The following is a 25161-nucleotide window of genomic DNA, read 5'->3' as shown; positions in this document are numbered from 1 at the left end:
AGGCATGATATTGAAAAAACGAGCATACCCTTTCGAGTATGCTCGCAGTGAATCCGAAGGGATTCGAACCCTTGGCCCACAGCTTAGAAGGCTGTTGCTCTATCCAACTGAGCTACGGATCCAGCCTTGAACAGTGGGGCAAAGATAGGGCGTTTCATCGAGAAACGCAAGTATTTTTTATTTTATCTGATGGTCGTTCTTCCGAAAAAGCATGCTTGACAACGGCAGATAACAACATAACTGAAAAACGATATGCATCGTCCCGGTATCCAAACCGAAGAGGAGGGGCAGATTCGTGTAATTCAAGCATAGGAAGAATTGAACAATGAAAAACAAAACGATGAAGTAATCGTAACAACGAATGAATAAACTCCCCATGCCTCGGATCACATCCCTATCCGTTCTCAACCTTCCCGATACCCATCCATAAACGCTGCCGGCCGCCCCGATACCTAAAGACACGATATAATAAATTCCTTTCGTGAAAGGAGAATCGTGCAACGTACCGGTGACGTTCTGTAATAACGTCCAGGGCGTGAAGGTGACCGCGACGATCAGCAACGTATAGATTAGTAATGTAACAAGCGAGAGGATCAAGGCTCTCCGTTCTTTAAGCGACCATGCTTTCCGCCGGGTGACGAGATTCCATAGTGTTTGGAGCATTCCTCCGTAGCTGGCCACGCCGAGCCCCATGAAGAGGATGATCACAATTCCCAAAGCAGGCGTGGCGACATAACTGCTGACCGCATTCCGAAGAAGGAAACGAAGTCCTTCCGCACTCCATAGATTTTGCACGCCGTCGGCTTCGTACGTATTTCCTATCCACGAGAGAAGAGCGATTCCAATGGTCGACAGGAAGAAGAGGGTGGCGATGTGGAGGAACTGACGTTGGTTATGCTTCATCCGGCTCCAAATTATCGATATCCAATATGTGTAATTCGAAAGCGCGTGTCACCAATCGGGTGGCGTTTACCCCGTTTCGGTCTTCCGGGCCGAACAGTCGATTGACCAAATCGTTCTGTCGTTTTTCTATGGATTTAACTCCGAAAGGCATCCCCTTCAAATTAGTAACCATCTCTTTGGTATACCCTAAAGCTAAATGGCGTAACAGGCGTTCGTCGTACTCGTCGATATCATATTCGATGATGGCTTCCTGACGGCGCTGCTCCTGCAAAACCGACGTTTTAAAGCGAGAAACGATCTTTTCCAGAATAGGTTCGTTGAAGACCATGCGCTTGCCTTCCATAACGGCCTGCACGTCGATGGCTGTCAGCAATTCGCCGGTTTTCAAAATAATGCCGTCGGCGCCGGCATCCAATACGTCCACCCATAATTTTTCATTCAGTATTTCACCGGTGAAGATAAGCACTTTTATATTCGAATGGTTTTTCTTCAGTCGGGTACATATGTCTACCCCGACGGTAGTCGATCCGCCCAATCCCAAATCCAACAGAACTAAATCGGGAATTTGCGTTTTCATCAGTTCCCAGAATTCTTTTTCCGTCATTGCCGTTCCGATAATCTCGGCGGTTGGAATCTCGTTGCGGAATATCTCTTCCGTACCTTTCAATTCCAACTTGGCATCTTCTACGATAATTACTTTAAAACGTATATTCATCTTTTTGATTATTTATTTCTTTTTCGACGCGACAGGCACCGTGAACCATACCGTAAATCCTTCCGGCCATGCGGCTTGAGCGTTTATTCTGCAACCTCTTTTTCCGGTATATTCATCGTGTTCCCGTATCACTTGTTTGCAAATCAAATACTCCGTGCCTATCAAGGTGCCTTCGTCTTCGCGACGCATCCGCGAGAGGTGAGGGTCGAACAGCAAATTGAGTTCTTCCTGTGTCTTCGCCCGACGGGTATCCGTAAAATCAAACCGGACAAAATCGTTTTCCCGATGTATATGCAGCTTCAACACTCCGTCAGCTTCATAGTCCAAAGCTTCATTCATCAGATTTTCCAACAGGAATTTCAATTCCACCTCATCTCCGGACAATGTAATCTCTTCCACCTGAACTTGCAGCTCCAGACAAAAAGAAAGTTTTTTAGCTTTCTTCTTAAAATAATTGGTTGCGTAAACAGATAGATCTTTCGCCTCGATCACCTCTCTTCGGAAAGTTACCTCTTCGATCTGTTTAGCCGCACACGAACTGAGTATCGTAAAAATGTCTTTGTAATAGCTGATCAGATCGAATACCGTCTCTATTTCCTTTTTCTCTTCCTTTCCGTTTCGTTGAACGAGCATTTTCTCTATGATGCGCTTTATCTTATTCGGGTAGTAAATAGTTTCGTGCTTGATGGTCGACAAGCAGTTATCTAAAACCAGGTTCTGCACATGAAGCTGATTTTCTTCGTAGATTGCCCTGTTCGCTTCGTCCTGAGCGCTCACGATGTCTTGATATTTCCGCGAAATAAGCACGATGCTGTTATAGGCGATAATAGCCATATAGTTTGCCACCAATTCCACCATTAGCCGATCGTCTTCTCGTTCGTTATCATAGGCGTATTGTAGGGAGAGGACGCCGATACAACGGTTTTCTCCGCCCGCTTCCACCCATAGGGGGAGGACTTTCAGTCTATTCCCTTCCGTCCAATAAGCCATCTTCGATTGATAACACCGATTCATCATCTCTTTCATCTCATCCGGTTCATCTTCTCTTTCCATCGTTTTATTCGGTACAAAAGCATAGTGGATCGTGTGGCTTTCTTCATTGCATACGGCTAAACCCAACCGGTCGTAAGAGATCAATTCGTTCATTCCTTCTGACATGGCATGAACTAACTGGGCGACGACGGTATCCTCCGGTATTTCTTTCCGAAGAGTCGACGAAGGAGTTTTGAATATTTGCTTATTGATCTCGAGTACTTGTTGCAAATCATACCGATAAGTTAATCGATGATGGAAATACATGATATAATAACCGATGAAGAAGGCGATAAGCAACAGGATGCAAATGACGATCGCCATGGTTTTGGCATTCGATGATAACTGCATCTTCTGGCAATAGAACTCGAGGGAGGTATCTTTACTGGTCTGTTTATAGAGCGAAGTATACGCTGCGTTATTATAGCGGTAAGCATCGAAATCCTTCAGTGCCAGAAAAGCGACGGCGGCTTCATTACGTATGTCTAAAAAGATAAAATAATCAGTTGCAAAATGATGGTTATACCACTGCAATTCGGCTGTTTGCCCTTCACCTTTCAACGTGGCCAGAGGTTCGTTTCGCTTGCTGAATTTCCGATAATGTTCGTTTAAGTAGAGAAGGGCCGTATCGGCGTTCATGATGGCTTTTTCGTAATCGCCCCGTACATTGCAGTCGTAAGTTCGGTTGGCATACCGGTCGGCCTGATTCAGAAGCGGGTCGTTGTACTGAATGGAATCGGCAGGGCCGAACGACTTTGCCAGCGGCTCCATCCGTTTTTTCGTACAAGAAGCCACGAACGGCAAGACAAGCAGCAGCATGACGACTGATTTCTTAATTCCTCTCGGCAAACGGAAGAAAAATCGGCTTCCTTTGCCTAATCGGCTTTCTATGTCGAAAGTACACACCTGAAAGAGCGTATTGGTCTTCTTATATTTTTCGATGATACCTTTACAGTTCATCAAGCCGAAGCCGTATCCTTTGTTTTTTTGCAGTTCGGTCGCATCTTTACTGGTCTGCAAACCGATTTTTTTCGAGTCGTAAACTTTTTCACTCAAGATGCGCTTGCGGTCTTCTTCCGAAAGTCCAGGACCATTATCTTCAACCGAGATTTCCACATAGTCGTCGGTTTGGGTAGCATATACGCCAATCTCTCCACCTTGCGGCGTATACTTGCGGGCGTTTTCCATCAGCGTATTGATCATAAATAGGGTCAGCACTTTGTCTGCCTTGACTACCGCGTCCGTAGGAGGAATATGAAGTTGCTGGCGTTTCATTTCGAAAGTCTTTCGGCTTTTCTTCAAAATGTCAAACAGGGGATTCAGCTCGAAATTTTCTACATTCAGACTTAAGATACCCTGTCGCATCTTGATCCATAGGGCGAGGATGTCATTGGATTCGTTGATATTCGTCACCAGCTCGTCGATATAGACGTATTTCTCTTGCTTTATTTTTTCATTATGGATATAATCCAGGGCGATCAGTTTGTGCACTTCGTTCCGGATGCGGTCGATATACGGCATGATACTTGTCACAATGAATAGACACGCTTTCTTGACGATATTCTGGCGTTTGTTCTCCATCAGGTGCCGTTCGTGCACATATTGCTCTTTCTCCAGCATCTTGCGTTCAGCGCCTAAGGAGATGAAAGTCAACCCGTTCTCAATAGTCCAGGCCATATATGGGGTGATGACATGCATCAGCGCTTTATCATCGTTTTTCAGTTTTTTTTCCGTATATAATCGTACTTCTCCGATTACTTTATCCGTGGAAGAAGCTTTTAACAGGAATTTGCTACACAACAAATTATACAGAACGTCATCATCGGATCCTTTCCTTTGGACAAGGATCGTCAAATCCTTTCCCTGTACTAACTTTAATATCTCATTTTTCACTGCCGACAGCATAGAATTTATCACGTCAGATACTTCGTTGGCATCCGTCGGAATCGCCGACGTGATACGCTGACATATCTCCAGCGTCTTTTTCAACTTTTCCGTATAAGCGGCGTTTCGAATTCTCCATTGACGGTTTAAAAGTAAAAATAGTGATACCAGGAACAAAATGCTTGCGGCGACAATTCCCATAATGATGTTCAATTGATTGGATTCTTTCTGCAAGGCCGTGTACCTGCTTTCCAATTCTTTGTCCTGCCGCGTATAATTCAGCAGGTCTAAGTAGACATTCCGATTATAATCCGATTGCGGTTTCATATCCAAGGCCGCATAAGTTACGCTTAACTGTTCACGCAGTCTGTTGATCCATTCGTGCACGGTTTTGATCCCCTTGCTGTTCCATTCCAACTCTTTGGACTTTGAGGAATGCGGGACATACGTTTCCAATCGGTCGGTTGAATCTTTCGGATGATAATATTTCTTATGATGCTTGTTTACATAATTCAATGCTTCGGTCAGATAAACGAGTGCTTCGTCGTATTTTCCCAATGCATTGCAGCATGAAGCCAACGTTCGGTATGAACCTGATATCTGATACATATCGCCGTACCGTTTGAACAGCTGCAACGCCTCGTTCGCCATGGATAGGATCAATTTATTCCAAGGGAGCTCTTGCGTATTGAGCATACGCATCATGGTCGGTCGGCGTTTCAATAACAGCTGATAGTTCTTTTCGTCCATAAACTGTTCGGCAAAAGCTTGCAGGCTGTTAGCTTCAAAGTATATATAACCTTTTTCGCGGGCGATATTATAACACTCGAACAGGTAATCGAACTCGCCTAATACGACCTCTTGAGGCGTCTCCGATTCGTACATGCCGCCCGAGCCGCGCATATAGTAATAGTAAAGCAATTCCGCCGTGTCGCTTTTTAATGCATCATCTTCTTTAATACGATTGATCTCTTCGACCGATTGGCTCTCCTGTTGCAGATAATAGTAGTATATCCCCGAGGTGATAGCAAACTCCGTACACGCATAGTTGAATCTCTTCCATTCCTTAGGATCAGCAATAGAAACGGCATCTTCCCAAATACGTTTCATCCGTTGTATCGCACTGTTCCTGTGATCGTAGAATTCCTTGTTCATGGAGATACGTTGATAAATCTTCATCAATCCGATGTCTGCGACAAGCAGTTCCAACTCGTTGTTCGTCACGTTATATACCTCTTTGAATTCTTTTTCAGCCTTGTCAAAATCCATCCGGATAAAGGAACAAAAACCTTTATTATTCAATGCTTCGGCACGTTCGGACGGGAAATCGGCCGATAGCTTATAAGCTGCATCCGCTGCAATTGCCGACTTATTCAGGTTGATATAATGCAAATGATAAGCAAGCTGATTTAACGAATCTATCTTCTGATACAAAGAATCGTTCTTTCCTCTTCCACACGAAAAAGAAATACAAGTTATTATACCCCATGCAATCCCCGAAAGTAAGACCTGTTTCTTCATAATCCATGTTTCGCCTGCCAATGCCAAACAAAGATACGGAAAATCAATGCAAAAGGTTAATAAAAAAGATGAATTGTGCTGATTTGTTTGTAAAGACACCCCGAAAAGATAGGTATGAAAGACAGGTAGAGTAGGAATGTCATAATAAAATAAAGGACGCTCGGTTTATTTATTTTTCCGATACGTCCTTTTTCAATTTTTCTTTAGTCAAAAAATTACTTTTTGGATTCTTCTAAAGAAGCTTTTCTAAAATCTTTCATCAATTTTTCGATCTCCAAGGAAGTTTTACGAGCACGAGTTCCGGCAGCTTTATTACCTTTTGTTAACTGTGCATCGGCATCTTTAAAAAATGTAGCGTTCAATTCTCTAAATTTTTCAATCAATTCATTCATTTCTTTTTAGTGTTAAAATTTATTTAAAATGAGTACCTTCCATTTAATGCATCTTATTTTTCCTCGATTGTTTTACGTTTTTGGCAAAAAATGAGAGAAAAAGTTTTTAAACGGCTTTCTATACCAACTTTTTCTATTTAAAGTGACTACGCCAAAACAAAATTTTGGCGTAGTCACTTGAGGTACCTGGCAGATTCGAACTGCCGTACACGGTTTTGCAGACCGCTGACTAAGCCACTCATCCAAGGTACCGGATACTTCCTTTTGTCGCATCATCGCGGTGCAAAGATACGTCGTTGTTTTCGAACAACCAAATCTTCCTCTTCTTTTTTTTCGGTGTAGATTCCAGACCAAAATGAAAATTTTTATGGAGGGAAATCTGAGGATGTGGAAAATACAGTTGAAAAGTACGAGAGGGTTGACATATGTTTTATCCTTGTTACGACGTAACAAATTCCATTGAAGATATTTTGATTTTAACTGAGGTCGCGAATTTTAGACGTATTAAGCGAGTTTGGCCGTCGAATGATCGATTTCATCCTTGTCGGAGAGTGAATATTTTTTTTATATCGAGCATACATCCTGGCATAAAAAATCACTTTTCCTAATTATCCTATTCAGGAATACGCTAACTTTGCAGACGAAAAGAAACTTAATTTTACATCCAATGAAAAAAGTATTAACAGGTATCGCGCTGATGGCGGTGTTATGTATGTCGTGCACCCCCAGAATGGATCGGCAGTCTGCCGAAGCAGTTCCCACCGACAGTATCATTCGTATCAACTGTATGTTGAGTGTCAAACCCGAGGTACGTGACGCGGCCATTGCCCTGAGCAAGGAATTGGTCGAATTTTCCAAGAAAGATGTCGGTAACATCGATTACGATTTGTTTATCAATGCCAGTGATTCGAACCGAATGATGATTTTCGAAACATGGCAAGATCAGTCATCTCTCGACATTCACTCTACTGCTCCTCATTTCACCCGCATTGTACCGCAGCTGCAGAGCATGGGCGAAATGAGTATTCAGGTATTCAAACAGGCGAAATAGGGTGAATTACGAGTTCCGAAGAGTCATTCTGAAGAACGACAGAATCAGTAGCGATTTGGCGAGGAGCGGATGTTTGAAATAAGGGACATTCGCTTTTCGGTATTTACAACGTTCCGTCCAACAGCTGTTCGACGATGGCGGCGACTCCCTCTTCGTCGTTGGAAAGCGTAATTCTGTCGGCCTGCTTGCGGACTTCCTCTTGCGCGTTGGCCATGGCGATGCCCAATCCGGCGAATTGAATCATCGACGCATCGTTATAGCCATCGCCTATGGCAATGAGTTCGTCACGCCTCAAACTTAAGTGATTCAGCAGTATGCCTAACGATTTCGCCTTGTCGACACTTTCCGCCACAATCTCCAAAAAATAAGGTTCCGACCTGAATACATTTAGCTTGCTCTGAAGGTGTCCTTGCATCTCTTTCTCCAAGAGAGCGAGTTCGTTTGGTTCACCTGTAATCATGCACTTGATGACGGGGAAATCAATCGCCGACAGGAAATCGGAGACTTCTTTCACCGTCAGATTACTGATCTTCGCCTCTCGCCGGATATATTTGTCGTGAGGAGTTTCGGTTATCGAGAAGGCATGGTGGAATGTTCCGATGGCCAGCCGACGGCTTTTGGCGCATGCATAAAGGTAAGGTAGGTATGCCGGGTCGATGGTTTTTCGATAAACGATCTCACGCGTTTCCCAATTCCTGATTTCTCCGCCGTTGAAACTGAGCGCGAAACCTCCGTACGCATCGAGTTGCAGTAGGTCAGCCACTGGAGCGACACCGTGTGGAGGACGCCCTGAAGCGATGACGATCCGCATTCCGCGTTGTTGCGCCTCGAGGAGTGCGACCAGTGTGCGAGGAGTTACTTCTTTCCGGCTATCGGTGAGCGTTCCGTCCAGATCCAATGCAAGGAGCTTATAGTTCATGAGAGGTTGTATATTATTTCGGTGCGAAGATAGTAATTATTCTTGTTTTTTGAGTATTTTTGCATCGATAGATTCAATGGATTATGGCAGGAGAATTTATATTGAGACTGTTTGTGGCAGCCTTGTTGGGCAGCGTGATCGGATTAGACCGGGAATATCGGGCGAAGGAAGCCGGTTATCGTACGCATTTCCTGGTTTCTTTGGGAAGCGCATTGATGATGATCATTTCGCAATACGGATTTACGGAAGTGATATCCGGTCATCTGGATCAAATCCGGTACGATCCTGGTCGGGTAGCCGCTCAAGTGGTTACCGGCATCGGTTTTATCGGGGCGGGTACCATTATCCTGCAACGCCAGATCGTTCGCGGGCTGACTACGGCGGCAGGGCTTTGGGCGACTTCAGGTATCGGCCTCGCCATAGGAGCAGGCATGTACGTGTTGGGCATTTCCGCCATGATCCTGACTTTGATCGGGTTAGAGGCTTTGACCTTTGTTTTCAAAAACGTGAGCATGAAGAGCTCGGTCGTCGAATTTATAACCGCTAAAAAAGAAACGCTCAATAAATTGGCGAAACTGTTCAACTCAAAAGATTATGTGGTCGTATCCTATCAATTGGAAGAAAAGACGAGCGCGACAGGAATCGTCTATGCGGTAAGCCTCGTCATCAAGTCGAAGAAATCGCGCAAAGACGACAGCATCATGGAATTGTTACAGACCTTCGACGATATCATGGTGACCCGCATCGAATAGAAAATTCCATGTGGAAATAGAATAAATCATTTTTCTTATTAACTTTGCGTTTTGAAAATTTATGGATAATGCGAGGCAGAAAAAATAATTGGGTTATACCCAAGGGAGAGGAGTATACGCCGCTCGATCGAAAAGTTCTCTCTTTTCAAGCAAAAGGTTATTTATGTCCTTCAAAGAATTTGATCAGAACGCCGGAAGAAATCGAAGGAATCCGCAAAAGTGGGGTCGTCAATACAGGCGTGCTTGACTTGGTAGCCGAAGAGATCCATGCAGGAATGACTACGTTGGAAATCGATCGATTGGTTTACGATTATACCGTGGCGCATGGAGCCGTTCCAGCCACGTTGGGTTACGAAGGGTTTCCGAAAAGTTGTTGTACTTCTGTCAACGAAGTCGTTTGTCATGGCATTCCCAATGAGTTCGAAGTGCTTCGCGAAGGAGACATTGTGAACGTCGATTGTACCACTATTTTAGACGGCTATTATGCCGACGCGTCGCGCATGTTCGTCATCGGCAGGACGACACCGGAGAAACAGAAATTGGTGGAGGTAACGAAAGAATGTTTGGAGATAGGAATGCAAGCTGCCCAACCTTTCGGTTTCGTGGGAGATATCGGTTATGCCATCGATAAACACGCTCGTAAAAACGGCTTCTCCGTCGTCCGCGATCTCTGCGGACATGGCGTCGGGCTGAAGTTTCACGAAGAGCCCGACGTTTTGCATTACGGAAAGCGCAAGACGGGTATGCTGCTGGTTCCGGGAATGGTCTTTACTATCGAACCGATGATCAATATGGGTACTTGGGAGGTATTCATCGATTCGGAAGACGGCTGGACTGTCGTCACCGAAGACGAACTGCCTTCCGCTCAATGGGAACATACGTTTGTCATGACGGATCACGGATTGGAAATTCTGACATATTAAAGTTTATAATGGACATTTATATATTAGGTATAGAGTCGTCGTGCGACGATACGTCTGCGGCGGTTATGAAAAACGACGTTTTGCTTTCGAACGTTACGGCGAACCAAGCGGTTCATATGGCTTACGGCGGCGTGGTTCCGGAACTTGCTTCGAGAGCACATCAACAACATATCGTGCCCGTCGTTTCGGAAGCCTTGAAGCAGGCCAACGTCGATAAGAGCCGGCTCAATGCCGTTGCTTTTACCAGAGGGCCGGGCTTGATGGGGTCGTTGCTGGTCGGCGTTTCCTTTGCCAAGGGGTTGGCCAGATCGCTGGACATTCCGTTGATCGATGTCAATCACCTGCAGGCGCACGTCATCGCGAATTTCATCAAAGAGCCGAATGAGGTCGTCGAGCAGCCTGCGTTTCCGTTCATTTGTCTGTTGGTTTCGGGAGGTAATTCTCAAATCATCAAGGTGAATGCCTACAACGACATGGAGGTGCTGGGGCAGACGATCGACGATGCCGCCGGCGAAGCGATCGACAAGTGTTCGAAGGTAATGGGGCTGGGCTATCCGGGCGGACCGATCATCGATAAATTGGCCCGACAGGGAAATCCCCAGGCCTACGTGTTCAATAAACCGCATATCGAAGGATATGATGTCAGCTTCAGCGGATTGAAAACTTCTTTCCTCTATTCGCTGAGAGATTGGGTAAAGGAGGATCCCGACTTCGTTGAACATCATAAAAATGATTTAGCAGCTTCCTTGGAACATACGGTCGTAGATATGCTGATGGATAAGTTGCGTCGAGCGGTTCGAGATACACACATCAACCAAGTAGCGCTCGCAGGGGGGGTATCCGCCAATAACGGATTGAGAAACGCTTTCCGCGAACAGGCGGAAAAATACGGTTGGAAGATATATATTCCTAAATTCAAATTTACGACGGATAATGCTGCCATGATTGCGATCACTGGTTATCTTAAATACCTTGACAGCGATTTTTGCAGTATAGATCTGCCGGCTTATTCGAGAGTAACAATAAAATAGATAATATATGTCGTTAGAAAGTAAATTCCTAAGTAGAGAAATAAACGATTTGTTCTGGAGAGAAGAACTGACCTTATCGACGGCGGAAAGTTGTACCGGCGGGTTGTTAGCCTCATCGATCACGGCTATTCCGGGAAGTTCTCAATTTTATAAAGGAGGTGTGATAGCCTATTCATTGGAAGCGAAGGAGCAGTTGTTGGGAGTAAGTCGCGAAACCTTGCAAACCAAAGGAGTGGTCAGCAAAGAGACGGTGGTCGAGATGGCAAAAGGAGCGATGAAATCGATGAATTCCGATTGTGCCATAGCTACTACAGGCATTGCCGGGCCGACGGGAGGAACGTCGGAGAATCCGGTGGGGACGATTTGGATCGCTGCAGTTTGTAGAGATCGGGTGATCACCGAAAAATTAGAAGGCGATAACGGGAGAGAGCTGAATGTACTTTATGCAACGGAAAAAGCGCTGCAGTTGTTAATAAAATTGTTTCCAAACGAAGAAAAAGAGAACGAGAAATAGAATTATTTTTCTTTTTTCTTGTTTGATATGGAGAAAAGTGTTTATTTTGCACTCCGTTTTGGAAGGATTACGATTTTGAAAAATAAAAATTAGATAGAGATGTCGAAGATTTGTCAAATTACGGGAAAGAAAGCCTTGCGAGGCAACAAAGTTTCGCATTCGAAAAGAAGGACAAAACGTGTCTTTGATGTGAACTTGTTTACAAAGAAGTTCTATTACGTAGAACAGGGATGCTGGATTAGCTTGAAGATCTCTGCTAACGGCTTGCGTGTGATAAATAAAAAGGGCCTTGACGCAGCGTTGAACGAGGCTGTGGAAAAAGGATATTGCGATTGGAAAGATATCAAAGTTATCGGATAATAAAAGTAGAGATAAGCTATGGCTAAGAAAGTGAAAGGAAACAGGGTGCAGGTTATTCTGGAATGCACTGAAATGAAAGATAGCGGTATGCCGGGAACTTCTCGTTACATTACTACCAAGAATAGAAAAAATACTACGGAAAGATTGGAATTGAAAAAATACAATCCTATTTTGAGACGCGTAACAGTTCATAAAGAAATTAAATAAGTTGACAGTATGGCTAAAAAAGTAGTGGCAACCTTGCATAGTAATACTAAGGAGGGGCGCTCGTATACGAAAGTGATCAAGATGGTCAAGTCGCCCAAAACAGGCGCTTACTTCTTCGACGAACAAATGATTCCGAACGAAAAGGTACAGGATTTCTTTAAGAAATAAAAAGTCCAGTTACAAATCAAAAATGTTCCTTTCATCGCTTCGTATGGAAGGAATTTTTTTATAAGTTATCATACGAAAATGCCGAACGCTCTCGGGAAAAGCCTAAATAAATTTGGCGTTTTTGGGGGCGTGCACTATCTTTGTCATCATACAATCTATAAACAGGTATCGAATGGGATTATTCAACTTTTTCTCGAAAGAAAAAAGAGAAACGCTCGATAAAGGCTTATCCAAGACGAAAGAAAGCGTTTTCGGTAAAATAGCCAGAGTCGTCGCTGGAAAATCGAAGGTGGACGACGAGGTTTTGGACAATCTAGAAGAAGTACTTGTCACCTCCGATGTAGGGGTCGAGACGACGCTGAAGATTATCAGGCGGATCGAAAACCGTGCCGCTAGGGATAAATACGTCGGTACGCAGGAGTTGAACGATATTTTAAAAGAGGAGATCGCTCGCCTGCTAACGGAGAATAACGCCGTGAATACGACCGATTTCTCTGCGTTCACGGACAAAAAGCCTTATGTCATCATGGTGGTCGGAGTAAACGGAGTAGGGAAGACTACCACCATCGGAAAGTTGGCTTATCAGTATAAGAAAGCGGGAAAGAAAGTGTATTTGGGTGCCGCCGATACTTTTCGTGCAGCTGCTGTGGAACAGCTTGACATCTGGGGAGCGCGTGTCGGGGTACCTGTGATCAAGCAAAAAATGGGATCCGATCCCGCTTCCGTGGCATTTGATACGTTGAGTTCGGCTGTGGCGAATCAGGCGGATGTCGTACTGATCGATACGGCGGGGCGTCTACATAATAAAATCGGTTTGATGAATGAACTGACGAAGATAAAAAATGTCATGAACAAAGTGGTTCCCGGTGCGCCTCACGAAGTACTTTTGGTGTTGGACGGTTCGACGGGACAGAACGCCTTCGAGCAAGCGAAACAGTTTACTAAAGCTACGGAAGTCACTTCCATGGCTATCACTAAATTGGATGGAACCGCTAAAGGGGGTGTTGTCATCGGTATTTCCGATCAATTCAAAATCCCTGTAAAATACATCGGATTAGGCGAAGGTATGGAGGATTTGCAAGTATTCCGCAAAGCGGAATTTGTAAATTCCCTTTTCGGTGTTACGAAAGCAGAATGAAGAGAAACACCATCGATATCGTCACTTTAGGATGTGCTAAAAATTTGGTCGATTCGGAACGATTGATTCGGCAGTTGGAAGTAAACGGATATACAGTGAAACATGATCCGGAGCGGCCAAGGGGAGAGATGGCGGTGATTAATACCTGCGGCTTCATCGGCGATGCGAAAGAAGAATCAATCCGTACGATCCTCGAATTTTGCAAGGCGAAGGAAAAGGGACATCTGAAGAAACTGTTCGTGATGGGGTGCCTTTCAGGACGCTACATGGAAGAGCTGCGAAGCGAAATCCCGCAAGTCGATAAGTTTTACGGAAAATTTAACTGGAACCAACTCCTGGCCGATCTGGGCAAAGTCTATCAGGCGGAACTATCCTTAGACCGAACGATAACAACCCCCGAACATTATGCATATTTGAAAATAGCGGAAGGTTGCGATCGTCAATGCTCTTATTGCGCGATACCCGCCATTACGGGCCCGCATCGTTCCCGCCCGATGGAAGAGATTCTCCGGGAAGCGAAAGAATTGGTCTCGACGGGGGTGAAAGAATTTCAAGTTATTGAACAGGAGTTGACTTACTATGGAGTAGACTTGTACGGCTCACAGAAATTGCCCGAACTGATCAAACGTCTATCCGATATCCCGGGAGTGGAGTGGATACGTTTGCATTATGCTTATCCGGCGCATTTCCCCTTCGAATTGCTTACCATCATGCGCGAACGGGAGAATGTGTGTAAATACTTGGATATCGCCTTGCAGCATATCAGCGATCGTATGTTGAAGCGCATGCGCCGGCATGTTTCCGAGGAGGAGACCTTACATCTTATCCAAAAACTTCGGGAGGAAGTGCCGGGGATTCATCTCCGGACTACGTTGATGGTCGGACATCCCGGTGAAACGGATGCGGATTTCGAAGCCTTGAAAGCATTCGTCCGCCAGACGAAATTCGATCGAATGGGTGCATTTGCCTATTCGGAAGAAGAGGGAACCTATGCCGCGAACTGTTATACGGACGATATTCCCCATACGGTGAAGCAAAATCGATTGGACGAACTGATGGGGATACAAGAAGGCATTTCCGCAGCACTCAATGCGACCAAGATAGGGAAAGTCTTTAAAACCATCATCGATCGGAGAGAAGGAGCCTACTTCGTAGGACGCACGCAATTCGATTCTCCCGAAGTGGATCCCGAAGTCCTGATCAAGGTCGCAGGAAAGAACTTGCAGACAGGCCAATTCTATCCCGTGAAGATCATCGGGTCCGACGAGTACGATTTGTTCGGAGAAGTATGCTAAAGAGCTGTTTCTTCGAAAATAATTTGGGAATGATTGTTTTTATTGCTACTTTGCGACTGAATTTAAAATTCTTTTTGCCTTGAATAACAAAGAATTCATAGCGGAGCTTGCACACCGGTCGGGGAAAACTGTCAAAGATACCGGTCAATTGGTCACTGCGGTCGTCGATGTGTTCGCCGCGAAGCTGCAGGAGGGGAATCAATTGGTTTTCGGTAATTTCGGCGCTTTTGAAGTGAAGAAGAAATTGGAGCGTATCTCTGTCAATCCGCTGACGCAACAAAGAATGCTGGTGCCCCCCAAATTGGTAGTCAATTTTAAACCGAGCGCTGCCTTAAAGGAAAAGTTTAAATGAAGAAAGGCTATGAACGAAAGATTGTCCATATCGGAAATCATAGATCTTTTCGCAAAGGAACAGCATCTCGCGCGTAAGGAGGCGGAACAGTTTGTGAAGATCCTGTTCGATGTAATCGTCGACGCTTTGGCAGCCGACCAATATGTGAAGATTAAAAATTTCGGCACTTTTAAACTGACTGAAGTGAGCCCTCGTGAAAGTGTCGACGTCAATACGGGGGAGCGGATCGAAATCAGCAGTCATCGTAAAGTTTCCTTTACTCCCGACACGAAATTGAGAGATCTGATCAATAAGCCTTTCGCCCATTTCGAAACGGTCGTAATCCATGAAACGACGCGGCTCGCCGACGTTGAGGAGGTGCCGTCGGCTTCCGAAACGGAGGAACCGGATTGGGTGAAACAGGAAAAGGATTCTGACGAAGAACAACCGGAACGAATGGACGACGCGCTCCTCATTTCCGAGAAAAAAGCTGTGACGGCTACTCTCGATCATCCGAAAAAGAAAACCTATCTTCGGATGATTCTTGTCGGCATCTTATTGTCGATCGCCGGTATCGCGGCGTGGCATTTCTTTTCGAACGGAAAAAAAACGCTGCCAGTATCGATTCGTATACTCCCGGCAGAGCATATTGTCGGGAACGAAACGGATATGGCCGTCGGCGCTTCTTTCACCGATTCGTCGAAACTCGTTTCCTTACCGGCTGAGACGAAAAATACCGAAAATACGACGACAAATCTGAGGTCCTCGGCCGTTAAGCCGATGGGCGAGTCGATCGCCGATACGACGGACTATCTCATCACCGGTTTAAAAATAACTTATACGCTCAACGAAGGGGAAACCTTAGCCAAAGTAGCCTATAAATACTACGGCGATAAGAAATTGTGGCCGTATATTGCGAAATACAACGAACAGCTCCTGCAGAATGTCCACCGGGTTTTGCCGGGAATGACGCTTCGAATTCCCGAATTGCGACCGAAGCGATAATAACACGTCTGATCGTCCCCGTCCCTCGCTTCAACTTCCGCGCCGATAAGTTTCGGTAGGAATCGAGACGCGTGACTCTTGCCGCGCCCGTGGGCGAGGGTAGATGGTCGTTTTCGCTGCCGTAGCGTCATGCTGCAGAAGTAAAACTTCAGTTTTGGCGTCGCTGCGTGGATCGATTTGAATAAAAATTCATTTTAGTTCTCGCCGCTTCGGTCGATACGCATAAAAAACCATTTTAGTTCTCGTCGCTCCGATCGGCACGCATAAAAAACCATTTTAGCTCTTGCTGCGTGGATCAGCGGGGACAAAAATATGTTTTTACCCTCGTCGCTCGACGCACTGCAAAGAGGCGTCCGATTTTTCTTTTTGTCGTCTTCGCAAATGGACAAAAAGAGCGTAGCGAATCCTTTTTTCTCCGTTTTCGACCTCTTTTAAAGTTCTTTAATCAATAAGGTTTAAAATAGACGTTATACTTTATTTTTTTAATAAAAATAAATTGTCTCTGTTAATTTATTGCCGTATTTTTGGACTTGTTTTTTGAAAGAGCTGGAAAAGGTCTTGTAGAAGACAACCGAGAACGAATAATAAATAATTAAAAAACATAGGAATTATGGCAGAAGCTATCGATATCCGCGCCTTAAACGAACGGATAGAAAAAGAAAGCGCATTTGTAACCAACTTGACGGCCGGCATGGATCAGGTAATCGTCGGTCAGAAACATTTAGTCGAATCATTGTTGATCGGTCTGTTGTCGGACGGACATCTCCTCCTCGAAGGAGTCCCTGGGCTGGCGAAAACCCTCGCAATCAAAACCCTCGCTTCCTTAATCGATGCGAAGTACAGTCGAATCCAATTTACCCCCGATCTGTTGCCGGCCGATGTGATCGGTACTATGATTTACAGTCAGAAAGAAGAGAAATTCCTGTCGAATAAAGGCCCTATTTTCGCTAATTTCGTATTGGCCGACGAAATCAATCGCGCTCCGGCGAAAGTGCAGAGCGCTTTACTGGAAGCGATGCAGGAACGGCAAGTGACCTTGTCGAAAGAAACATTCGATTTGCCCAAGCCCTTCTTGGTGATGGCCACGCAGAACCCGATCGAACAGGAAGGAACCTACCCGCTGCCGGAGGCGCAAGTAGACCGTTTCATGTTAAAAGTGGTCATCGACTATCCGAAAATAGAAGAGGAGAAAAAGATTATCCGCATGAATATCAGCGGCGAATCACTCGACATGAAACCGGTTGTCCGTGCGGAAGACATTACGGTCGCTCAGAAGGTGGTCCGAGAAGTGTATGTAGACGAAAAGATCGAACAATACATCGCCGATATCGTATTCGCCACCCGATACCCCGAGCAGTATGGCCTACCCCAGATGAAAGACCTGATCGGCTTCGGAGGCTCGCCGCGCGCTTCGATCAATTTGGCGCTGGCTGCACGCAGCTATGCGTTTATCAAACGTCGCGGATACGTCATACCCGAAGATGTACGCGCCGTAGCTCACGACGTGCTTCGCCACCGTATCGGTTTGACGTACGAAGCGGAAGCGAGCAATACCACGTCCGAAGAGATTATCAGCAAAATTCTCAATAAGGTCGAAGTACCTTGATGTTCGTCCTGAAACAGCATGGAAACAAGTGAGATACTCAAACGCGTTCGCCGCATTGAAATCAAAACACGCGGACTCTCCGACAATATTTTTGCCGGCCAGTACCATTCGGCTTTCAAGGGCAGAGGCATGTCGTTCGCCGAAGTGCGCGAGTATCAATACGGCGATGATGTGAGAGACATCGACTGGAATGTGACAGCCCGATACAATCGCCCTTATGTGAAAGTTTACGAGGAGGAACGTGAGTTGACCGTCATGCTGCTCATCGATGTATCGAACAGTTTGGATTTCGGTACGATCAAACAGATGAAAAAGGATATGGTGACCGAGATCGCAGCCACATTGGCATTCTCGGCCATACAAAATAACGACAAGATTGGCGTGATCTTCTTCTCTGACCGGATAGAGAAATTCATCCCGCCCAAGAAAGGACGAAAACATATCTTATATATTATCCGGGAGTTGTTGGATTTCAAGCCGGAGAGTAAACGGACGGATATAAAGAGGGCGGTAGAATACCTGACCAATGTGATCAAGAAGCATTGCACGGCCTTTATCTTGAGCGATTTCATCGACGAGGGGGACTACGGAAACGCGTTGACCATAGCGAACAGAAAACACGACGTGGTGGCCATCCAGGTTTACGATCGGAGGCTGGTCGACATGCCGAATGTCGGCCTGATGAAAGTCCGCGATGCGGAAACCGGCCATGAACAATGGATAGATACCTCGTCGAAGAACCTTCGGAAGGCACAGCATGACTGGTGGGTGAACTGTGAAACCGAACTGAAAGAGACACTGAACAGAAGTAATGTCGATTCGGTTTCAATCAGAACCGATCAGGATTATGTAAAAGCATTGATGAGTTTGTTTGCTAAACGAAGTTGATTATGAAACATGTTTTAAAGTGTATGGCAAGATGGAAGGTGCTGATCGGCGCGGTGTGGGTGACGGTTTTGCCCATACACGCACAAGTGGCCGTCGACGCTTCTATCGATTCGTTGGAATTGCTTATCGGCGAGCAAGCGAAAATAAGGCTGGAAGTCAGTCTGGACGCTGATCAACGCCTTCGACTTCCCACGTTGAACGATACCCTTATTAAAGGCATAGAAATCGTCGATATAGCCAAACCGGATACGCAATGGCTCAACGAAGGCAAGAGAATGCTCGTAAAAGAGGAGTATACCATTACCTCTTTCGACTCCGCGCTCTATTATCTTCCTCCGTTCGAAGTCACGGTGAACGATCGAGCGTATCGATCGAAAGCATTGGCGTTGAAAGTGTATTCCGTTCCTGTAGATACTTTGCATCCCGATCAGTTTTTTGGTCCGAAAGATATTCGAAAGGTTCGAATCGCGTGGAACGATATACGGTGGATCGTCTGGTTATCGCTTATCTTGCTGGCGTTGGCGGGGGCGGAATATTACCTGTTTATCCGGTATCGCGATAACAAACCGATCATTCGTCGTATACACGTAGAGCCTAAACTTCCTCCTCACGAACGAGCATTGAAAGAGATGGAGGAAATCAAATCGAACCGGGCCTTGAAGGAGCATCATCCGAAGGAATATTATACGAGGTTGACTGAGGTGCTTCGCTCTTACATGATAGAACGTTTCGGGTTCAATGCGATGGAAATGACTTCTTCGGAAATCATCGCTCGTTTGATGGAAATAAAGGAACAAGACGCGTTAAGCGATTTGAAATCGTTATTCAAGACGGCCGATTTGGTGAAGTTTGCCAAACTTTCTCCCAGGATAAACGAAAATGACATGAATTTGATCAATGCCGTTTCCTTTATTAATGAAACGAAGGCAGAGGATGATCCGAATACTAAATCGGAGCCGACAGAGATTACGATCGTCGAGAAGCGTTCGTCCAAGGCGAGAGTGATCCTTTTGAGTTGCCTGGTGATAGTTCTCGTGGCGATCCTTGTGATCTGCACTCTGATTATTGGGCAGATAAGGGATGTTTGGTTTTAATCTGTAAAATGTGAAAGAATGATTTTTGCGAATATTGAATATCTGTTTTTGCTGTTGCTGCTGATACCTTATATGGCGTGGTATCTTATGAAACGGAAGAAAACGGAACCCACCTTACAGGTCTCAACCACATGGATGTATGTCGAAGCACGTAGAAGTTGGAGAATCTATTTGTTGCATGCGCCGTTCATCCTGAGAATCATTGCTGTGATCATGATCGTTCTCGTGTTGGCCAGGCCGCAGTCCACCAATCGTTGGCAAAACACGGAGATTGAAGGAATCGATATTATGTTGGCAGTCGATGTCTCGACCAGCATGCTGGCCGAAGATTTGCAACCCAATCGGTTGGAGGCGGCGAAACAGGTTGCGACCGAATTTATCAATAGCCGCCCGAACGATAACATCGGTCTGACGATCTTTGCAGGCGAAAGCTTTACACAGTGTCCCCTGACTACTGATCATGCCGTCTTGTTGAATTTATTCAATAGCATCAATGTGAACATCGCCCAAAGCGGATTGATCGAAGACGGTACGGCTATCGGAATGGGTATAGCCAACGCCGTCAGTCGATTGAAGGATAGCAAAGCGAAGTCGAAGGTCATTATTCTTCTGACCGACGGCAGTAATAACCGGGGAGACATCTCTCCAATGATGGCTGCCGACATAGCCAAACAGTTTGCTATCCGGGTCTACACGATCGGAGTAGGCACGAACGGTACGGCTCGTTATCCTTTGCCTACTTACACAGGAATCGAATATGTGAATGTCCCGGTTGAAATCGACGAAAAGACGTTGACGGAGATTGCGGCCGTTACCGGTGCACAATACTATCGGGCAACGAGTAATTCGAAGCTGAAAGACGTATACGAGGAGATCGATAAATTGGAAAAAACGAAGTTAAACGTGAAAGAGTTCAGTAAACGAGAAGAGAATTATCAACTGTTTGCGAGGATTGCTTTTCTCTGTATTTTGCTTGAGCTATTGTTACGTAATACCTTGTTGAAGAAAATACCTTAAAGAAAAGAATTATGTTTCGATTTGCAGATCCGTACTATTTATATTTGTTCCTTCTGACTCCGTTGTTAACAATCTTGTTCTTTTACTGCACATACCGGCGCCGGCAAAGCATTCGGAAATATGGTGATCCGGTATTGATTCAACAATTGATGCCGACGGTTTCGAGATATCGCCCACCGGTCAAGTTTTGGATCGTATTGATTGCCTTAGCTCTGGTTATTGTCTTATTAGCCCGTCCGCAATTTGGTTCTAAGATGGAAACGGTAAAAAGAAGCGGAGTGGAAACAATGATCGCGTTGGATATCTCCAATTCGATGCTTGCCCAAGACGTAACTCCCAATCGTTTGGAAAAGGCAAAGAAAATGATCTCCCGGTTAGTCGATACGTTTAATAATGATAAAGTTGGAATGATCGTCTTTGCAGGCGAAGCGTTTACGCAATTACCCATTACTGCCGATTATATCTCGGCGAAGATGTTTTTGCAATCCATTACGCCCGAATTGATCGCTACGCAGGGAACCGATATTGGCGAGGCTATTCGATTGGCTGTAAAAAGTTTTACTAAACAAGAGGAGATTGGGCGTGCCATCATCGTCATCACCGATGGAGAAAATCACGAAGGTGGTGCGCTGGAAGCAGCGCAAGAAGCAGCTAAAAAGGGCATACGCGTCTACGTGTTAGGCATCGGTTCGCCCAGTGGTTCGCCTATTCCGAGTGGAGAAGGAGCTAATCAGTATCGAAAAGATGTCCAAGGAAATGTTATTATTACCAAATTGAATGAACCGATGTGTCAAGAGATTGCCAAGGCGGGAAACGGCGTTTATATTCGAGTCGATAATACGAATTCGGCTGAACGGATATTGAACGATGAAATGAAAAAGATTTCGAAAAAAGACGTGGAAAGTCAGGTGTTCACGGAATTCGATGAACAGTTCCAACCTTTATCGTGGATCATTTTATGCTTGTTGGTGATAGAAATGTTCATCCTCGAAAGAAAAAATCCGCTCTTTAAAAATATCAGACTCTTTAAATAGACAATTATGAACAGGAGATTATACATAGCAATGCTTTTGCTTATGGCAACGGGAAACGTCATGTCCCAGAAATCCGATCGCAATTATTTGCGAAAAGGTAATCGGTTATATAAAGACAGTACCTACGTAAAAGCGGAAGTCGAATATCGGAAGGCCTTGGAACACTCCCCCCGGTCGACCGATGCCATGTATAATCTGGGGAACGCATTGCTCATGCAACAGAAAACTAAAGAAGCGATGGAGCAATATGAATCGGTCTCAAAAATGGAAAAAGATAATAGAAAATTGGCGCAAACCTATCATAATACGGGGGTGATTCTGCAATCGGCCAAACAATACGCTCAATGTATAGAAGCCTATAAGCAAGCGCTAAGGAACGATCCGAGCGATGACGAAACACGGTATAATTTGGCACTGGCTCAGAAATTATTGAAGGATCAGCAAAACCAACAACAGAATCAGCAGAACCAACAACAAAAACAAGATCAGAAAGAAGACAAAAAAGATCAGAACCAAAAACAGCAACAGGAGCAAGAGCAGCTGCAAAATAAGAACGAGATGTCGAAAGAAAATGCGGAACAACTGCTGAAAGCTGTCATGCAGGATGAGAAAGAGGTGCAGGATAAGGTAAAAAAGCAAATTCAGATTCGCGGAAAGAAATTGGAAAAGGATTGGTAATGCATTTATAGACGTGATAAAAAGTTGAAAGATATGAGAAGAATACTGCTTTTATTGATTAGTATATTTACGGTATTACACGTGCGAGGCGATGGCAAATTGACCTTTACCACGAATGCTCCGGACGTAGTCGTCGAGGGAGATCAGTTTCGTCTGTCGTTTACTGTGAATTCTTTGAAAGTAAAAGAGTTCCGAGCTCCCAATATCAAAGACTTCGACGTGTTGATGGGACCGACTCGTTCCGAGCAAAGCAGTTCTCAGTTAATCAACGGAAAACAAACTTTCAGTCAATCCATTACCTTTACCTACATCTTAATGGCTAAAAGCGAAGGGACATTCTCTATTCCTGGCGCAACAATCATGGCGGAAGGGCAGTCGCTGAGATCTAATTCCGTTACCATCCGAGTACTTCCGCCTGACAAAGCGGGAAATACGACTCGAGGGAATTCTTCAGGTTCGGGAAACAACGCGTCTTCCGGAAGCAAAATATCCAATACCGACCTGTTTATTGTGGCGACAGCGAGTAAAACTAACGTGTACGAGCAAGAAGCAATTCTTTTGACTTACAAAGTGTATACCGTGGTCGATTTACGTTCTTTGCACGGCGACATGCCCGATATGAAAGATTTTCATACCCAAGAGGTAGACTTGCCGAGACAAAAGCAGTTTACTTTGGAACATTACAACGGACGCAATTATAATACTACAATTTGGAGTCAATACATCTTGTATCCACAACGTTCCGGCAAATTGGAAATACCTTCCATCACTTTCGAAGGGGAAGTGATTCGACACATCGAATCGATCGATCCTTTCGATGCGTTTTTTAACGGGACGAATATGTTGTCTACCGTAAAAAAGAATATCGTAACTCCCAAAGTTGTCATCAGCGTAAAGGAATTGCCAGCAGAGAAGCCAGAAGGTTTTTCCGGGGGCGTAGGTGCTTTCATCATCAGTTCATCCATCAGTACGCAACAACTGAAGACGAACGATGCAGTTACTGTCAAGTTGATTATCTCGGGTACGGGAAACATGAAACTGATGGAAACTCCGGAAGTGAAATTTCCTCAGGATTTCGAAGTCTACGACCCCAAAGTCGACAATAATTATAATTTGACGCGGGAAGGATTGTCCGGCAGTAAGGTTATCGAATACTTGGCTATTCCGCGTCATGCGGGGAACTTTACCATTCCGCCGATCGAATTCTCTTATTTCGATCTTAAGGCAAACGCTTATAAGACGTTGAAGACCCAACCTTATAAATTGAACGTAGAGAAAGGAGAAGGGAATGCCGATCAGGTGATCGCTGATTTTACCAATAAGGAGAATTTAAAGATCATAGGAAGCGACATCCGTTATATAAAGACGGGTAGCTCGCATTTAAGTACGAGAGGCGATTTCTTTTTCGGGTCGGTTTCTTATTATTTGTGGTACTTCATTCCTTTCGTCGTCTTTATCCTTTCGATCATCATTTGTAGAAAACAAGCTTTGGCGAACGCGAATATAGCTAAAGTTCGTACGAAGAAAGCGAATAAGGTGGCGGCCAAACGACTGAAGAATGCGGGGAAGTTGTATGCCGCTAACAAACAGAATGAATTCTACGATGAACTGTTAAAGGCGTTATGGGGGTATACGGGCGATAAATTGAATATCCCCGTGTCGGAACTTTCGAAAGATAATATAGAAGAAAGACTGGCGGAACGTCATGTCGCCGCCGATTTGATTAAAGAATTCGTCGCTATTTTAAATGATGCGGAATTCGCCCGCTATGCGCCGGGCGATCCTGGCGCAACGATGGGTAAAGAGTATCAGGCGGCTATCGATGTCATTAGCAAGATGGAAAGCAGTATTAAACATGAAAGAGGAGGAACGATGAAAACAATATATCTTATATTTCTATTGCTGTCGGCGTTTCTTTCAGCGAATGCTCAAACCGTTCCTGATTCCGTTCGGAACGATTCACTTCTTCAGCGTATGCCAGTCGATAAACTCGCTGCGGATGTCGTCCCGACGAAGGCCGAAGCGGATAGCGCCTATTTCAAGGGGAACTATGCAGACGCCATCGCTCTCTATGAAGGAATCTTAAAGCGAGGTAAAGAGTCGTCCGAGCTGTACTATAATTTGGGAAACAGCTATTATAAGTCGAAAGATATGGCAAAGGCTATCCTGAATTATGAACGCGCTTTATTATTGAATCCAGGAGATGGAGACATTAAATTCAATCTGAAGCTGGCACAAAACAAGACCGTAGACAATATCGTTCCCGTAAGCGAGATCTTCTTAGTCACATGGATTCGTTCGTTGACCGACAGGATGGGTGAAAAGGGATGGGCAAAGATCGCTCTGGCGAGTTTTATTTTAGCACTGGCCATGATAGCGCTGTATATCTTCTCTCAGAAAGTAGGATGGAAGAAGATAGGATTCGTAGCCGCCGTTATCCTGGTTGCCGTATGTATTTTTTCTAATGTGTTCGCTTCTATTCAGAAGTCTGATCTGGTCCATCGCGAAGATGCGATTATCATGTCGCCGAGCGTGACGGCGAGAAGTACTCCGAACGAAAGCGGAACGGAGCTGTTTATCCTGCATGAAGGTACAAAAGTCAGGATCAAGGATAATACGATGAAAGAATGGAAAGAGGTCCAATTGGAAGACGGTAATGTGGGTTGGATTCCCGCTAATACGATAGAAGTTATCTGACGACCG

24 protein-coding genes and 2 tRNA genes are annotated in these 25161 nt (G+C 45.0%); 19 read left to right on the top strand and 7 right to left on the bottom strand.

Annotation, left to right across the window (positions count from 1 at the left end):
* Positions 1-48: 48 nt before the first annotated feature.
* The 6 genes from BN102_RS04480 to BN102_RS04455 all read right to left on the bottom strand — a co-directional run bounded on the left by BN102_RS04480 (position 49) and on the right by BN102_RS04455 (position 6699).
* Positions 49-122: transfer RNA gene (locus BN102_RS04480), tRNA-Arg, on the bottom strand.
* Positions 123-177: 55 nt separating this feature from the next.
* A complete protein-coding gene (locus BN102_RS04475) occupies positions 178-903 on the bottom strand; it encodes an AbgT family transporter (protein WP_019207894.1) in 726 nt (241 codons plus the stop codon).
* Entirely contained in the window at positions 893-1618 is a 726-nt protein-coding gene (locus BN102_RS04470) for a DUF5932 domain-containing protein (protein WP_019207893.1), read from the bottom strand. Before BN102_RS04470 ends, BN102_RS04475 begins: the two co-directional genes overlap by 11 nt.
* A gap of 12 nt (positions 1619-1630) precedes the next feature.
* Positions 1631-6055, bottom strand: coding sequence for a DUF5112 domain-containing protein (locus BN102_RS04465; protein ID WP_019207892.1), 4425 nt, complete (start codon positions 6053-6055; stop codon positions 1631-1633).
* Between the two features lie 215 nt (positions 6056-6270).
* Complete coding sequence (locus BN102_RS04460) at positions 6271-6447, bottom strand: BF3379 family histone-like protein (RefSeq protein ID WP_019207891.1); 177 nt, start codon at positions 6445-6447, stop codon at positions 6271-6273.
* Between the two features lie 180 nt (positions 6448-6627).
* Positions 6628-6699, bottom strand: a tRNA-Cys gene (locus BN102_RS04455).
* A gap of 415 nt (positions 6700-7114) precedes the next feature.
* Between BN102_RS04455 and BN102_RS04450 the strand changes: the two genes are divergently transcribed.
* Positions 7115-7498 (top strand): putative quinol monooxygenase, encoded by a 384-nt coding sequence (locus BN102_RS04450; RefSeq protein WP_019207890.1) that lies wholly within the window; start codon positions 7115-7117, stop codon positions 7496-7498.
* A gap of 103 nt (positions 7499-7601) precedes the next feature.
* Here the strand turns inward: BN102_RS04450 and BN102_RS04445 are convergent, their stop codons facing one another.
* Complete coding sequence (locus BN102_RS04445) at positions 7602-8417, bottom strand: Cof-type HAD-IIB family hydrolase (RefSeq protein WP_019207889.1); 816 nt, start codon at positions 8415-8417, stop codon at positions 7602-7604.
* Positions 8418-8500: 83 nt separating this feature from the next.
* On the opposite strand from BN102_RS04445, the gene BN102_RS04440 reads away from it, so the two are divergent.
* The 18 genes from BN102_RS04440 to BN102_RS04360 all read left to right on the top strand — a co-directional run bounded on the left by BN102_RS04440 (position 8501) and on the right by BN102_RS04360 (position 25155).
* Positions 8501-9169, top strand: a complete 669-nt coding sequence (locus BN102_RS04440) for an MgtC/SapB family protein (protein ID WP_019207888.1) — start codon at positions 8501-8503, stop codon at positions 9167-9169.
* A 68-nt stretch (positions 9170-9237) separates the two neighbouring features.
* A complete protein-coding gene (gene map / locus BN102_RS04435; protein WP_019207887.1) occupies positions 9238-10092 on the top strand; it encodes a type I methionyl aminopeptidase in 855 nt (284 codons plus the stop codon).
* An 8-nt stretch (positions 10093-10100) separates the two neighbouring features.
* On the top strand, positions 10101-11123 hold the full coding sequence (tsaD, locus tag BN102_RS04430) for a tRNA (adenosine(37)-N6)-threonylcarbamoyltransferase complex transferase subunit TsaD (protein WP_019207886.1): 1023 nt from the start codon (positions 10101-10103) through the stop codon (positions 11121-11123).
* 7 nt (positions 11124-11130) lie between these two features.
* Complete coding sequence (locus BN102_RS04425; protein WP_019207885.1) at positions 11131-11637, top strand: CinA family protein; 507 nt, start codon at positions 11131-11133, stop codon at positions 11635-11637.
* A gap of 99 nt (positions 11638-11736) precedes the next feature.
* Positions 11737-11997, top strand: coding sequence for a 50S ribosomal protein L28 (gene rpmB / locus BN102_RS04420; protein ID WP_019207884.1), 261 nt, complete (start codon positions 11737-11739; stop codon positions 11995-11997).
* Positions 11998-12015: 18 nt separating this feature from the next.
* Positions 12016-12204 carry a 50S ribosomal protein L33 gene (rpmG, locus tag BN102_RS04415; RefSeq protein WP_019207883.1) on the top strand — a complete coding sequence of 63 codons (189 nt, stop codon included), beginning with the start codon at positions 12016-12018 and terminating at the stop codon, positions 12202-12204.
* Between the two features lie 9 nt (positions 12205-12213).
* Positions 12214-12372 carry a DUF4295 domain-containing protein gene (locus BN102_RS10700; RefSeq protein ID WP_019207882.1) on the top strand — a complete coding sequence of 53 codons (159 nt, stop codon included), beginning with the start codon at positions 12214-12216 and terminating at the stop codon, positions 12370-12372.
* A 172-nt stretch (positions 12373-12544) separates the two neighbouring features.
* Positions 12545-13510, top strand: coding sequence for a signal recognition particle-docking protein FtsY (gene ftsY, locus BN102_RS04410; protein ID WP_019207881.1), 966 nt, complete (start codon positions 12545-12547; stop codon positions 13508-13510).
* The gene (rimO, locus tag BN102_RS04405; RefSeq protein ID WP_019207880.1) at positions 13507-14805 is read left to right on the top strand and encodes a 30S ribosomal protein S12 methylthiotransferase RimO; all 1299 of its coding nucleotides are present in this window, start codon (positions 13507-13509) and stop codon (positions 14803-14805) included. The genes ftsY and rimO overlap by 4 nt, the downstream gene beginning before the upstream one ends.
* A gap of 79 nt (positions 14806-14884) precedes the next feature.
* On the top strand, positions 14885-15157 hold the full coding sequence (locus tag BN102_RS04400; RefSeq protein WP_019207879.1) for an HU family DNA-binding protein: 273 nt from the start codon (positions 14885-14887) through the stop codon (positions 15155-15157).
* Between the two features lie 9 nt (positions 15158-15166).
* The gene (locus BN102_RS04395) at positions 15167-16141 is read left to right on the top strand and encodes an HU family DNA-binding protein (RefSeq protein WP_019207878.1); all 975 of its coding nucleotides are present in this window, start codon (positions 15167-15169) and stop codon (positions 16139-16141) included.
* A gap of 610 nt (positions 16142-16751) precedes the next feature.
* A complete protein-coding gene (locus tag BN102_RS04390) occupies positions 16752-17747 on the top strand; it encodes an AAA family ATPase (protein ID WP_019207877.1) in 996 nt (331 codons plus the stop codon).
* An 18-nt stretch (positions 17748-17765) separates the two neighbouring features.
* Entirely contained in the window at positions 17766-18635 is an 870-nt protein-coding gene (locus BN102_RS04385; protein ID WP_019207876.1) for a DUF58 domain-containing protein, read from the top strand.
* A 23-nt stretch (positions 18636-18658) separates the two neighbouring features.
* Positions 18659-19729, top strand: a complete 1071-nt coding sequence (locus BN102_RS04380) for a BatD family protein (protein WP_035456251.1) — start codon at positions 18659-18661, stop codon at positions 19727-19729.
* Between the two features lie 18 nt (positions 19730-19747).
* A complete protein-coding gene (locus BN102_RS04375) occupies positions 19748-20746 on the top strand; it encodes a vWA domain-containing protein (RefSeq protein WP_019207874.1) in 999 nt (332 codons plus the stop codon).
* A gap of 11 nt (positions 20747-20757) precedes the next feature.
* Positions 20758-21780, top strand: a complete 1023-nt coding sequence (locus BN102_RS04370) for a VWA domain-containing protein (protein ID WP_019207873.1) — start codon at positions 20758-20760, stop codon at positions 21778-21780.
* A gap of 6 nt (positions 21781-21786) precedes the next feature.
* Positions 21787-22458, top strand: a complete 672-nt coding sequence (locus BN102_RS04365; protein ID WP_021311634.1) for a tetratricopeptide repeat protein — start codon at positions 21787-21789, stop codon at positions 22456-22458.
* Between the two features lie 33 nt (positions 22459-22491).
* The gene (locus BN102_RS04360) at positions 22492-25155 is read left to right on the top strand and encodes a BatD family protein (RefSeq protein WP_021311619.1); all 2664 of its coding nucleotides are present in this window, start codon (positions 22492-22494) and stop codon (positions 25153-25155) included.
* Positions 25156-25161 lie beyond the last annotated feature (6 nt).

The organism is Phocaeicola abscessus CCUG 55929, from assembly GCF_000312445.1.
GTDB classification, from domain to species: Bacteria; Bacteroidota; Bacteroidia; order Bacteroidales; family Bacteroidaceae; genus Phocaeicola; species Phocaeicola abscessus.
The sequence above is the reverse complement of the archived record's forward strand: the minus strand, read 5'-3'. Positions and strand labels throughout refer to the sequence as shown.

Excerpts from the sequence above, each read along its gene's own strand:
- map (WP_019207887.1), top strand. The coding sequence starts at position 9,238 with ATGCGAGGCAGAAAAAATAATTGGGTTATACCCAAGGGAGAGGAGTAT.
- rpmB (WP_019207884.1), top strand. The coding sequence starts at position 11,737 with ATGTCGAAGATTTGTCAAATTACGGGAAAGAAAGCCTTGCGAGGCAAC.
- BN102_RS04440 (WP_019207888.1), top strand. The coding sequence starts at position 8,501 with ATGGCAGGAGAATTTATATTGAGACTGTTTGTGGCAGCCTTGTTGGGC.
- BN102_RS04365 (WP_021311634.1), top strand. The coding sequence starts at position 21,787 with ATGAACAGGAGATTATACATAGCAATGCTTTTGCTTATGGCAACGGGA.
- BN102_RS04445 (WP_019207889.1), bottom strand. The coding sequence starts at position 8,417 with ATGAACTATAAGCTCCTTGCATTGGATCTGGACGGAACGCTCACCGAT.
- BN102_RS04460 (WP_019207891.1), bottom strand. The coding sequence starts at position 6,447 with ATGAATGAATTGATTGAAAAATTTAGAGAATTGAACGCTACATTTTTT.
- BN102_RS04360 (WP_021311619.1), top strand. The coding sequence starts at position 22,492 with ATGAGAAGAATACTGCTTTTATTGATTAGTATATTTACGGTATTACAC.
- BN102_RS04390 (WP_019207877.1), top strand. The coding sequence starts at position 16,752 with ATGGCAGAAGCTATCGATATCCGCGCCTTAAACGAACGGATAGAAAAA.
- BN102_RS04425 (WP_019207885.1), top strand. The coding sequence starts at position 11,131 with ATGTCGTTAGAAAGTAAATTCCTAAGTAGAGAAATAAACGATTTGTTC.
- BN102_RS10700 (WP_019207882.1), top strand. The coding sequence starts at position 12,214 with ATGGCTAAAAAAGTAGTGGCAACCTTGCATAGTAATACTAAGGAGGGG.
- rimO (WP_019207880.1), top strand. The coding sequence starts at position 13,507 with ATGAAGAGAAACACCATCGATATCGTCACTTTAGGATGTGCTAAAAAT.
- BN102_RS04475 (WP_019207894.1), bottom strand. The coding sequence starts at position 903 with ATGAAGCATAACCAACGTCAGTTCCTCCACATCGCCACCCTCTTCTTC.
- tsaD (WP_019207886.1), top strand. The coding sequence starts at position 10,101 with ATGGACATTTATATATTAGGTATAGAGTCGTCGTGCGACGATACGTCT.
- BN102_RS04450 (WP_019207890.1), top strand. The coding sequence starts at position 7,115 with ATGAAAAAAGTATTAACAGGTATCGCGCTGATGGCGGTGTTATGTATG.
- BN102_RS04375 (WP_019207874.1), top strand. The coding sequence starts at position 19,748 with ATGATTTTTGCGAATATTGAATATCTGTTTTTGCTGTTGCTGCTGATA.
- rpmG (WP_019207883.1), top strand. The coding sequence starts at position 12,016 with ATGGCTAAGAAAGTGAAAGGAAACAGGGTGCAGGTTATTCTGGAATGC.
- BN102_RS04465 (WP_019207892.1), bottom strand. The coding sequence starts at position 6,055 with ATGAAGAAACAGGTCTTACTTTCGGGGATTGCATGGGGTATAATAACT.
- BN102_RS04370 (WP_019207873.1), top strand. The coding sequence starts at position 20,758 with ATGTTTCGATTTGCAGATCCGTACTATTTATATTTGTTCCTTCTGACT.
- BN102_RS04395 (WP_019207878.1), top strand. The coding sequence starts at position 15,167 with ATGAACGAAAGATTGTCCATATCGGAAATCATAGATCTTTTCGCAAAG.
- BN102_RS04380 (WP_035456251.1), top strand. The coding sequence starts at position 18,659 with ATGGCAAGATGGAAGGTGCTGATCGGCGCGGTGTGGGTGACGGTTTTG.
- BN102_RS04385 (WP_019207876.1), top strand. The coding sequence starts at position 17,766 with ATGGAAACAAGTGAGATACTCAAACGCGTTCGCCGCATTGAAATCAAA.
- BN102_RS04470 (WP_019207893.1), bottom strand. The coding sequence starts at position 1,618 with ATGAATATACGTTTTAAAGTAATTATCGTAGAAGATGCCAAGTTGGAA.
- ftsY (WP_019207881.1), top strand. The coding sequence starts at position 12,545 with ATGGGATTATTCAACTTTTTCTCGAAAGAAAAAAGAGAAACGCTCGAT.